Below are 11,566 nucleotides of genomic sequence, written 5' to 3' on the forward strand. Positions count from 1 at the left end.
CTCAATGGCACTCAGTCTGAACAGTGTCACCCCGACCGGCCACATCACCATTATTATCTACTGGTGCGCTGGCATCTTCAATATACGAGGTCTGATATTTAGACTCGAACTCTTCTTTAGTGCAGTCACCACGCATCCATCAGTGAACTTTTTATTCAGGTCGTGCCTGAATGTCACACTTGACCCTGCTCGCTGCTGTCGCCAGATTTTCAACCGAGCAAGCTGCCGCGCTGGGCCGACCCGCTGGCATCGGCCAAGGGCAGAATGTGACGAGGGGCTAGGAACCGAACCCGTTTGTATTTTCCTACGTGACAATCCGAGGATTTTCACGGAACGCCCTCTGTTACGCTTATTTCAATAAGCGCTTGATCTACACAAAGGAGTAAGCCGTTGAAGAACTGGCAGCGCCGTCTACTCGGCATATTGGCTCTCGGGGGCGGGGCAAGTGGCATCAGTTCAACCGTGAATGCAGTTGTTCAGGGTCAGGTTTTGGCAATAAGCGCCTTCATTCCTATCGTATTTGCCTTAGCGTTTTTTGTATGGGGCGTATGGTGTGGAGTGCTGATGCTCGAGGGCACTAAGAAAGCACTGTATCCGAATGCAGTCTTCTGGCTTGCTCAAACTCCTTTGTTGCAAACACCGGTTCTCGCCTACACTGCGTTTTGCGGTGCCCAGCTACAAGTCTTCGTTAAGCTGTCGCCGTTTGAAGCTGGAATCTCCAGCTCGCTACTAGGCGCGCAATTTGGCATGGGTATCGGGCAGCCAGGGGCGCGCATCACGGTCGGTGTGAACCTGTTCGCGCTTTGCGTTTCATTGTGGTTAATTCAAAAATGCAAACGCGCTGAGCAAAATTTGATCTTGGATGCCACCACATCAGCATGACGGCAACCAGATTTTTTGTGCAAATACTGGTTCTTAAGTTGCTGGTGAGCTTCTTCAAAATTGTACGTTACAGCAAGAGGTTAGCTATCAGTCAGCGGCTCGCTGGAACTTCTCAGATCAAAATGACTTGCTGAGGTAGACTGCTGCCGGTCGTAACAGCCCTTGACTTTCAGCCCGGCAATCGACGAAAGACTTTGTTTCTATTCCAATGCGAAACCACGTAAGACTACTTCTCCTTCTAGTCATAGTCTTATCTCCCTCATGCCGTGATTCGGACCGGATCGCTGAGGTTGAGCCCAAGCACTTAACGGCTGCCGAGCGTAGTGGCCAAGTATTTCGTGAACAGGTGCTCCAGCAATGGCACATTCGTCCGTCCGAATTTTTTCTGGAAATGGATAGCCTCTGCCGCAAGGCTTTTGTTGGAAAGTCTTTGCATGAAGTAAATTCAATGATGCGAGGTGCAGGGCAAGCCTTTGACCTTTCAAACACGAATCAGGCCGCAGCGTTGATACCCCCCGGCACGACTCCGTATGCTGGAGGGCTTGGTCTGCACAGTTCATTGATTTCAAGTGCGGGCTTTAACATCATGTTTTACACAGCCATCGCTGGCGTGCCTGAAAGGTTGGTTGTAAAAGACGTGACCTGTGGGATCCGACAGGTTTCACTCTAGCGATAGAAATGCAATCCACCAAAACGAGCGCGTGACTAATGGAGTCATCCAACACCGCACCACGCGTCACCGCACCGCGTTCAACTGCAGCAAATAGACATCATTCTCGCGCAGCGGCAATGCAGTAGCAAAGACGCCATCGCGCCCGACCGTCACTGCCTGCTGCGTCGACGGTTTCCCGGTCGCCGTCGTCTTCAACGCAGCGACCTGCGCACGAGTCAGCTGCTTCGGCGACCCCATGCCGATATACGCAGTGAACGCATCGTTCTGCTTGTAGCCGACCTGCGAGACCGTCATCGTGTAGGCTCCGGGCTTCAGGCCCCGCATTGCCACCTTGACCTGGCCTTTCGCCTTGGGCGGCAGGTCCTTGATGAAGTACTGCTGGTTGTTGATCCCCGCCGGCAGCGTGTGCGAGTAATCCCACAGCAGCACCTGTGCGTTGCCCTTTGCGTCGAGCGTCGCCGTCGAATCCTGGTCCGCGTTCTGTAGTTCACGATCGCCCAGCTGGTTGAGGAACTGGTAAGCAAAATAAGCCGGTTTCTTGATGCCCTGCGTGTTCATCAAACCGAACCCGCCATGGAAGGCCTCGAAGCGCGGACCGGCTTCTTCAAAAATGTCGGTAAACACCCAGTACGACATCGACTGCACGGCGCCAGTACTTTGTTTGAGCTTCTTCAGGATGTAGGCCGGCTGGTGGTAGCTGTCGTGGGTCGGATCGGACGGCGTGTACGACGAGCTCCATTCGGTGTAGTGCAGCTCGAGCTTCGGCATGCTGGACGCCGCGATCTCCTTGCGGTTCTTGAGCACGTCATTTGTCACGGCCATCGGGTCCTGGCTCAGGACCGTCCCGGTGGTGCCGAATTCGTCGAGGAAGCCCTGGTTCACGCCGTACGAGTGGGTGGAGACGAAATCGAGCGGGACGCCGTTCTTGCTGGCGTACCCGATCATCTCGGGAATCCAGGCGGCGCCGGCGGTGGCCGGGCCTCCCACACGGTACGACGCGTCGACGCTCTTGACGGCGCGCGCGGCGTGCGCGTACAGCTTGAAGTACTCGTCCTGCGTGCCGGCCCAGAAGCCGTCCAGGTTCGGTTCGTTCCAGACTTCGAAGTACCAGCTTGCCACTTCGGCCTTGCCGTAACGCTCGGTCCAGTGCGTCGTCAGCGCTTTGACCAGGCGTTCCCACTGCGCGTAGTCGCGCGGCGGCGTGACGTTGCCGCGCCACCAGAAGATGGTCTTGGTGCCGCTGGCCATCGCCGACGGCATGAAGCCCAGTTCCACGAACGGCTTGATGCCGACGCTCTGCAGGTAGTCGAACAGGACGTCGACGTACTGGAAGTTGTACTGCTCCTTGCCCTGCGCATCGATCCGGAACACGCCCATGTCGTCACTCAGCAGGCCATGCATGCGGATGTAGCGAAAGCCGGTGTCCCTGCGCAGTTCGGCCAGCTGCTGCTGCCAGTCGGCGCGCAAGCCCTCGTTGGCGCGGCCGGCGCCAACCGACAGGTTGAACATGCGATCGAGCTGGCCCTTGACCTGGGTGACATCGATGTCGATGTTGCGTTGCTGCGCATGGGCCACCGCTGGCAGGGCAAGCAGCGCCGCCAGCGTCATGGTGGTAATCGTCTGCTTCATGGGGTCTTTTCTCCGGATGTGGGCGAGGTTGCAGCCGACCGTGCAGGTGCCATGCGCAACAGCCCCCAGCGCGAGATCGGCATCGGCGAAACGGCTGGCGATCGTGTGCAGGATCGCCGACCTTTCGCGGTCGCGGTGCGGATCAGGCCACGCTGCTGGCAGGGCACGAGCGTTCAGTCTTACAGTCGTTGATCGCGTGGGTTTGCGATCAGCGCGCCCCGGCGGCAAACTCGCGCGCCGGCAGGCGCACCGTCACCGTGGATACCGGCGCATCGGCGGCCGTTGACAGGATCACGCGGTAGTCGCCGGCCGCGATCTTCCAGCGGTTGCTGGCGCCGTCGAACACTGCCAGCGTGCGCGGGTCGATCGTCACTTCGCTGGTGCGATTTGCGCCGGCGTCCAGTGCCAGCTTGTCCCAGCCACCGAGGCGCTTGGGCGCTTCCCAGCCGGCGCCCACTTTCGACACGTACACCTGCGGCACCGCCTTGCCGGCGCGCGCGCCGCTGTTGGCGACATTGAAGCGCACGCGGATACTGCCGCCCGTCGCGTCGGCCTTCAGGTTCGTGTAGGTGAAGCGCGTGTACGACAGGCCGTGACCGAACGCGAACAGCGGCTTGAGGCCTTTCAGGTCGAACCACTTGTAGCCGACGGCGGCGCCCTCGATGTCGTAGTCGACGTCAAAGCGCGTGTCCTTCGGCAGGTCGATGCCGTCAATTTTTGGTCGCGGCAGCTGGTTCTCGGCCAGCGGGAAGGTCTGCGGCAGGCGGCCCGACGCATCGACTTCGCCCGTGAGAACGCGCGCGATGGCTTCGGCGCCGTTCGTGCCCGGATACCAGGCTTCGACCACGCCGGCAACGTCGTTCACCCACGGCATCGTGACGGGCGTACCCGTTTGCAGCACGACGACGGTGCGGGCATTGGCCTTGGCCACTGCCGCGATCAGTGCGTCCTGCTTGTTCGGCAGCGCCAGCGTCGGCACATCGGCCGCTTCGGACGTCCACTGGGTCGCGAACACCAGCACCACGTCGGCACCCGCCGCGACTTTTGCGGCGGCGGCGGCGTCCTTGCCATCGTGCCAGGTGAGCTTGGCCTTGGTGCGCGCCGCCAGCGCCTTCATCGGGGAGCCTGGCAGGTAGACCATCGGGCCTGGCCACGCGGCCGGGCCTTCGTTCGGCACCGCCATGCCGCCGCGCGGATACACCTGCGCCGAGCCGCCGCCCGACAGCACGCCCTTGTTGGCGTGCCCGCCGATGATGGCGATGCGCTGTACGTCCTTTGCCAGCGGCAGCACGTTGCCCGTGTTCTTGAGCAGGACGATGGCCTCTTCGGCGTCAAGCTGAGAAATCTTGCCGTGGGCCGTGTAATCGATGTCCTCCGCCTGGACCTTGACCGGATGATCCAGCGCGCCGTGCGCGCCGAGCGCCCACAGGATGCGGGCCACCATGTCATCCAGACGCGCCTGCGGCACGTGGCCGTTTTCGACGGCTTCCTTCAGCGCGCCGTCGAAGTAGGGCGACTTGTCGAACGGGTAGCCCGACTGCTGATCCAGGCCCGCCAGCGCAGCCGGGATCGTCGAGTGGGCCGCGCCCCAGTCGGACATCACATAGCCCTTGTAGCCCCAGTCGCCCTTGAGCACCTTGTTGAGCAGGTGGTCGTTCTCGCAGCCATAGGGGCCGTTGATCCGGTTGTACGAGCACATGACCGAGCCGGGGTCGCCCCGTTCGATCGCGATCTGGAATGCCAGCAGGTCGGACATGCGGCCCGCGGCATCGTTGATCTTGACATTGAGGTGGTTGCGACCCGTCTCCTGGTCGTTGTACGCGTAGTGCTTGAGCGTCGAGACGATGTGGTTGGACTGCACGCCGCGAATCTGTTCGCCGGCCATGATCCCGGCCAGCAGCGGGTCTTCGCCCGTGTACTCGAAGTTGCGGCCGTTGCGCGGCTCGCGCGCCAGGTTCACGCTCCCGCCCAGCATCACGTTGAAGCCCGACAGGCGCGCTTCCTTGCCGATCATCGCTGCACCGTCGAACGCCAGTTGCGGATTCCAGGTAGCTGCCGTCGCAATCCCCGCCGGCAGCGACGTGCGCTCGCGCGCCTCCTTGCCCGGCTGCGAAGCCACGCCGATGCCGGCGTCGGTCAGCCACTGCGGCGTGATGCCCAGGCGTTCGATGCCCTTGATGAAACCGGCCGACTGGGGCAGGGCGCCTGCGGGCGCTTTCTGGCCCTTGAATTCGGTGCCGAAGTAGCCGAACACCATGCCGATCTTCTCATCGAGCGTCATCTGGCCCACCAGTTTGGCGGCGCGCTGTTGCGCCGCATCCGGTGCAGCAGTCGGCGTAACAGCCGGCGCAGCGGCCGGTGCCGCATGCGCCGCACCGAAGGCGAGGGCGGCGGCGAGGGCGATGGCCGAACGGCCGAAGGGCAAAGCTGGGTGCATGGGTATGTCTCCTTGAATTTTTTATGATGATGATGTTGGCAGCGCAGCGACCTTACCACCACGCGCTGTAGATCGCGGTCAAGGCGATGCAGATGACGGTCGCGCCGAACGCAAACCCCGGCTGCACCTTGAACATCGACGCTTCGACGACGACGCCCTTGCTTTGCTCGAGGCCGGCCTTTGGCCACAGTTTGCTGATGATGACCATGCCGATGATGACGGCGACGAACACGATCGCCATCCGGTCCACGAACGGGATCTCGTAGATGCCGGCGCTGTTCGGCACCGCGAAACCGATCGGCGCCAGCAGCGACAGGTCCATCAGGCCGGGCAAAAACTTGAGGATGATCGAGCCGATGAAGCCCCCGACCGTGGCAAACATCGCCGCGCTGGCCGTGGCCGGTGGCCAGAAGAAGCCCATCAGGAACATGGCCAGGATGCCGGGCGAGACGAAGCCCGTGTATTCCTGGATGTACTGGAAGCCGCCTTTCTTGTCGATGCCCATGAACGGCGCGATCAGCACCGCCAGCAGCATCGCCACGACCACGGTCACGCGCCCGATCCAGACCATGCGCTGCTCGGAGATCCCGTGGTTGAAGGCTTTCTTGTGGATGTCGAAGGTGTAGATGGTGGCGATGCTGTTGGCCTTGCCAGCCAGCGAAGCCACCACTGCCGCCGTCAGCGCGGCAAACGCAACGCCTTTGAGGCCCGTCGGCAGCAGCGTGAGCAGCACCGGGTAGGCGCGGTCGGGGTTGACGTCCGGGCCCACGCCCATCGATGCGCCCAGCACGCCCTGCTGGTGCAGCACAAAGGCCGCAATGCCTGGCAGGACGACGATCACCGGCATCAAGAGCTTGAGGCCGGCCGCGAACAGGATGCCCTTGCGCGCCGTGTGCAGGTCGGCGCCCAGCGCGCGCTGGATGATGTACTGGTTGCAGCCCCAGTAGTTCAGGTTCACGATCAGCATGCCGCCAATCAGGATCGAGATGCCTGGCAGGTCGAGGTAGTTCGGGTTGTCGCGCGTGAGCACCATGTCGAAGTGATCCGGCGCCACGCCCAGCAGGTGGTTGAAGCCGTCCATCACGCCCCCGCCGCCATTGTTCTGCGCGACCAGGTCGAGCGCGAGCCAGGTGGTCACCAGGCCGCCAAGCACCAGGCACAGCACCTGGATCACGTCGGTGTAGCCGATGACCTTCATGCCGCCCAGCGTGATGATGACGGCGAATACGGCCAGGAACACCATGCAGGTCCAGACGTCGATGCCGGCGATGGCGCCGATGGCCAGCGCGCCCAGGTACAGGATCGAGGTCAGGTTGACGATGACGTACAGCGACAGCCAGAACAGCGCCATGACGGTGGCAACGGTGCTGCCGTAACGCTGTTCGAGAAACTGGGGCATCGTGTAGATGCGGTTGCGGCGGTAGATCGGCATGAAGAACACCGCCACCAGTATCAGCGTGAAGGCGCCCATCAGCTCATAGACGGCAATCGCCATGCCCATCTTGAAGCCCGAGCCGCTCATGCCGATGAACTGTTCGGCCGAAATGTTCGACGCGATCATCGAGGCGCCAATGGCCCACCAGGTCAGTGAGCCTTCGGCCAGGAAGTAGTCGTGCGAGGCGGACGCGGAGCGCTGCTTGCGCTGGTAGACCCAGACGCCGTAGCCGGCCACGATGATGAAGTAGACGAAAAAGACGAACGTGTCCAGCGACGAGAAAGTCGAGCTTTGCATGAATCGGGTTTCCTGGAAAACAAACAGCCCGCTGACCTGCCGCGTGGGGCGGCAGGTCAGCGGGCGTCGGGATTACATCGGCATCGACTTAGAACGACATGCCCAGACGCACGCTGTAGCGGGGACCGCTGACGAACCATGCACGGCCCTTGTCGCCGATGTGGTGCGTCATGATCTGCTTGTACTTCGCGTCGGTCAGGTTGGTGCCCTGGAAGTCGAGGCGGAAGTTCTCGTTGAACTTGTAGCTGACGCCGCCATCAAGCTGGCCGTAGTCGTCGGCCCAGATCGGCAAGCCCCAGGCAATCACGTTCTGGCCGACGGTCGGGCTGTCCGGGTTGGTGTCGACGCCATTGGTGCCGTTGGTGCCGTTGTTGTTGTTACCCAGGAGGCTCTTCGAGCGCCAGCTGTAGGCCAGGCGCGCCGACCATGGGCCCTTGTCGTACAGCAGCGCCAGGTTGTACGAGTTGCGCGACAGGTATTCCAGCGGCAGGTCGCCGAAGGTGCGGCCATCGGTGTCGCAACCGTTCAGGTTCAGGTTCAGGTTGGCCGCGCCGCTCACGTTCGAGCAGTATTGCGAGAACACCGGGGTGTACAGGTCGCGCTTGCTCTTGACGTGCGTGTAGTTGGCCTGCACGCCAAAGCCCGACAGCCAGCCTGGCAGCCTGTCGAAGTACTGCTGGTACGCCATCTCGATGCCGCGCGCCGAACCCCGTGCGCCATTGACTGGCGTGGCTGTGTTGAAATCGATTACACGGCCGGCCGAGTCGGTCAGCTGGTAGGACGAATTCTGCTTGACGATGATGTCCTTCAGGCGCTTGTCGAACACGGCGAAGGTCAGCGAACCGGCCTGGGCGAAGTACCATTCGGCGGTCAGGTCCAGATTGCGCGAGGTAACCGGGCGCAAGAGCGGATTGCCGGCCGCTTCGCCGGTATGCGCGACCGAGGTCACGTTGGTGACCTGGCCGGCGCCGGTGCCGCTGGTCGTACTCTGAACACTCTGGCCCAGCGTGGTGTAGGCCTGCAACTGGCCGAAGTCCGGGCGCGACATCCCCTTGCCCAGTGCGAAGCGGAACTGCAGCTGGTCAGTCGCTTTCATGCGCAGGTTCAGACTCGGCAGCCAGTTGTGGTAGCTGTTCTCGTAATCCTGGCGACCCGCGAACGGGGCGATGGTCGGCACCCCCAGGCCCGTGGTGCCGCCTGGCGGGATGATGAAGGTCGAGTTGTACACGGTATAGCCGAACGACTTGTTGTCGGTCTTCACATAGCGCATGCCGATGTTACCGTCGATCGGCATCTTCAGGTCGTCAAACGCAAAGCGCAGCTGCGTGTAGAGCGCCTTGGTTTTTTCGGACTGCTCGTTGTCGCCCGATGGGTTGGCTTCGCCGAAGGCGGCGGCTTTCCATGGATCGCAGGTGTTGCCGGCCTGCGCGCACAGGACGTCGTGGTAGCTGTGCAGCTGGGCATAGGTGCTCGGGTAGCCGGCCACCAGCGACTGCGCAGGGAACACGACGGCAGGGACGCTGGCGTCACCGTTGAAGAAGTTCTTGAACTGGTTCACCGTCGTCGGTGCACTGAAGCGCGGGTCGCTCAGCGTTGCCAGCTGGTTGATCTGCCATGGCATCATCCAGCGCTGGGAAATGGCCGACCAGTTGTAGTTCGGGTTCGAGTTGATCGTCTTGGCATCGCGGTCGGTGAAGCGCACGCCGACGCGCAGGTCGCGCAGGACCGGGTGGTCGAAGTCATACTTGACGTCGCCCTTCCACGCGGTCTGCTCGGTGATGCTGCGGTCGCGGTGTTCCTGGGTGAAGGCCCAGAAGTAGTTGTTCGGGTCGCTCAGGCCGGCAGTCTGCGCCGCATCGAACATCAGTTTCGGGTAGCTGCCGGTCAGGTCCAGGTTCTGCTGCTGCATGATCGTGCCCAGCGCCACCGTCGAATCGAGACCCTCCGACTCGGCCTTCACGTGCTGGACGTCCGAGGTCAGCGTCCAGTTGCTTGCCGGCTTCCACTCGACGTTCCAGGCCACGTCGGTGGTCGACGAATCGCGGTTCGACGTGCGGGTATTGTTGCCGAACTCGATGCCGTTATTGGCCGGATTCGACAGGATGCCGCTCATGAACGCGCCGTTGGCATCGTACACGCCGTTGGTCACGCGCAGATTGGTCGGATTGCCTTCGGCCGAGAACAGCGCGTTCTCGTCCCACTGCATCTTGTACTTCGACTTGAAATAGGTCAGGTGGCTACGCAGCGAATTGTCCAGCTTCCACTGCAGCGCGGCGTAGGCGCCCTGGCGCTTGCGCTCGAAGTCCAGCGTGCGCCACTGCGCGCCTTTTGGAATCCATACCGTGCGGCCCGGCTCGGCATTGGCCACCGGGTAGTACGGCTCGACCTGGAACGCATCGGTGCGGGTATTGCTTTCGGAATTCGCGTAGTTCACGAGCACGCCGAATTCACCCATGTCGGTTTTCCAGCGATTCGAGTACATGAACGAGCCGGCCGGGTCCTTCTTTTTGTTCAGTTCGGTGTACGTGCCTTCGACGCTGCCCGAGATGCGCTGGCCCTTGATGTCGAACGGTAGTGCCGTGCGCAGGTTCACCAGGCCCGAGATGCCGCCTTCGATCTGTTCGGCGGACGGGTTCTTGTAGACGTCGACGCCGGCCATCAGTTCAGGCGGGACGTCCTCGAAGCTCAGTGCGCGGCCGCCATTGGACGAGAACGAGTCGCGGCCATTGAGTTCCGAGCGCACCCATGTCAGGCCACGGATCGACACGCCCGAGCCTTCGACCGAGAAATGTTCTGGGTCGGAGCGCGACATGGTGCGGTCGATGGTGACGCCGGGGATGCGTTCCAGGACTTCGGTGATCGATTTGTCGGGCAGCTTGCCGATGTCGTCGGCGACGATCGAATCGACGACCTCGTCCGAATTCCTCTTGAGTTGTTGCGCGCTATTGAGTGCTGCGCGCTGGCCGGTGATGGTCACGACCTGTGCGTCGGCAGGCGCCGGGGCGGCGTCCTGGGCAAACGCTGCGGACAACCAGCACAGGTGTGCCACGCCCACGGCAATCGCCGATCGATTCAACTGTTTCATTCTGTTGTCTCCGTCTTTGTTGTGAAGAGTCCGTCTATGGGACTCTTGTCTTGGTACGACCGTGCCTGGCAGGGGCGCAGGGGCGGCGTCCGTGCAAGCTGTAAAATAATATAACACCACATGTTATGCGCAACCATTTTTTGTTGGTGCATGTTGGTAAATACTATTTTTGCTATATCTCACTTGACGCGCGCCGGCGCAATTGATGCAAATGGGGTAGGGCGTTCGGTGGAATGACGCTGATGAAGGTCGCCGGCAAGCCGGCGGTGCAGCGGCAACGACGTCGCGCGCCATGAGGCAAGCGCGCTGCCAGTGCAGGGCTATCGCGTCGACGCGACGCACGAAGCCATGCCCAGCCTGTTGGCGTGCGAATCGCAGATTTGACGCTGCGCTGCACCGTGCACGAAGGCACGCTACACTAGCGCCCGCTTTTGTTGGTCCGGTAACTGACCGCAGCAATCTGGGGATGAGACAGGAAAGAAGTCGTTAAAACGGCCAAATTCGCGGTCGTGCAGTCTTTACATCCGCCTTTGACGAAAATTTTGTCTTATAAGCGGGTCAAAACTCACGGAAAATCACCCTTTGCGAACGGCTGTGCGTAAAATACTTATTCAAGTACTTCCGCATTTCCGCTATATTTTCAGTTGTATCTCTAAGTCAATGGATATTGCAATGATCTATATCAAACAAACTGCGCTTACCCTGCGCAATGCAGCCATTGTGGCGACGGCTGTATTCGCCCTGGCCGCGTGCCAGAAGAAGGAAGCGACTGCTCCGGTGCAGACGCCGGATGTCGCTGGTCCGAACGGCGCCGCCATCGATCCGCACGCGGGCCTCAAATCCGAATCGGCCAGCGCCCCTGCGGCAGTGGCAGAAACCGGGCCGGCCGAAGGCGGTACGGCGATTGGCGGCATGGTCGCCGGCCAGGATGCAGACTCGAACAAACCCCGCGACAGCGGTGCTTCAGAACCAACGGGTGGCGATGGCGCCACCACGCAGGCAGCGACCCCGCCGGCAAAATAATTGCCGGCGTGTCCAACGGCGCGCACACCGGCGCTGGCAATACGGGCACCGGTAACGGTCAGGATGGAAAGAAGGCCAGGGCGACGACCCTGGCCGACCCTATTC

General features: G+C 61.5%; 7 protein-coding genes. 3 read left to right on the forward strand and 4 right to left on the reverse strand.

Annotation, left to right across the window (positions count from 1 at the left end; genetic code table 11):
- The first annotated feature begins 390 nt into the window (after window positions 1-390).
- Both RCH14_RS13995 and RCH14_RS14000 read left to right on the forward strand, forming a co-directional pair.
- A complete protein-coding gene (locus RCH14_RS13995; RefSeq protein WP_343026708.1) occupies window positions 391-882 on the forward strand; it encodes a hypothetical protein in 492 nt (163 codons plus the stop codon).
- 346 nt (window positions 883-1,228) lie between these two features.
- A complete protein-coding gene (locus tag RCH14_RS14000; protein ID WP_343026709.1) occupies window positions 1,229-1,552 on the forward strand; it encodes a hypothetical protein in 324 nt (107 codons plus the stop codon).
- 66 nt (window positions 1,553-1,618) lie between these two features.
- Here the strand turns inward: RCH14_RS14000 and RCH14_RS14005 are convergent, their stop codons facing one another.
- The 4 genes from RCH14_RS14005 to RCH14_RS14020 form a co-directional block, all read right to left on the reverse strand.
- Window positions 1,619-3,184, reverse strand: coding sequence for a GH39 family glycosyl hydrolase (locus RCH14_RS14005; protein ID WP_343026710.1), 1,566 nt, complete (start codon window positions 3,182-3,184; stop codon window positions 1,619-1,621).
- 208 nt (window positions 3,185-3,392) lie between these two features.
- Window positions 3,393-5,621, reverse strand: coding sequence for a beta-glucosidase (locus RCH14_RS14010; protein WP_343026711.1), 2,229 nt, complete (start codon window positions 5,619-5,621; stop codon window positions 3,393-3,395).
- 52 nt (window positions 5,622-5,673) lie between these two features.
- Window positions 5,674-7,353: a sodium:solute symporter family transporter gene (locus RCH14_RS14015; RefSeq protein WP_343026712.1), complete on the reverse strand. Its 1,680-nt coding sequence runs from the start codon at window positions 7,351-7,353 to the stop codon at window positions 5,674-5,676.
- A gap of 88 nt (window positions 7,354-7,441) precedes the next feature.
- Complete coding sequence (locus RCH14_RS14020; protein ID WP_343026713.1) at window positions 7,442-10,438, reverse strand: TonB-dependent receptor; 2,997 nt, start codon at window positions 10,436-10,438, stop codon at window positions 7,442-7,444.
- A gap of 672 nt (window positions 10,439-11,110) precedes the next feature.
- Between RCH14_RS14020 and RCH14_RS14025 the strand changes: the two genes are divergently transcribed.
- Window positions 11,111-11,461, forward strand: coding sequence for a hypothetical protein (locus RCH14_RS14025; protein ID WP_343026714.1), 351 nt, complete (start codon window positions 11,111-11,113; stop codon window positions 11,459-11,461).
- Window positions 11,462-11,566: the final 105 nt, after the last annotated feature.

This window comes from Massilia sp. MP_M2, from assembly GCF_039123635.1.
GTDB lineage: Bacteria > Pseudomonadota > Gammaproteobacteria > Burkholderiales > Burkholderiaceae_D > Telluria.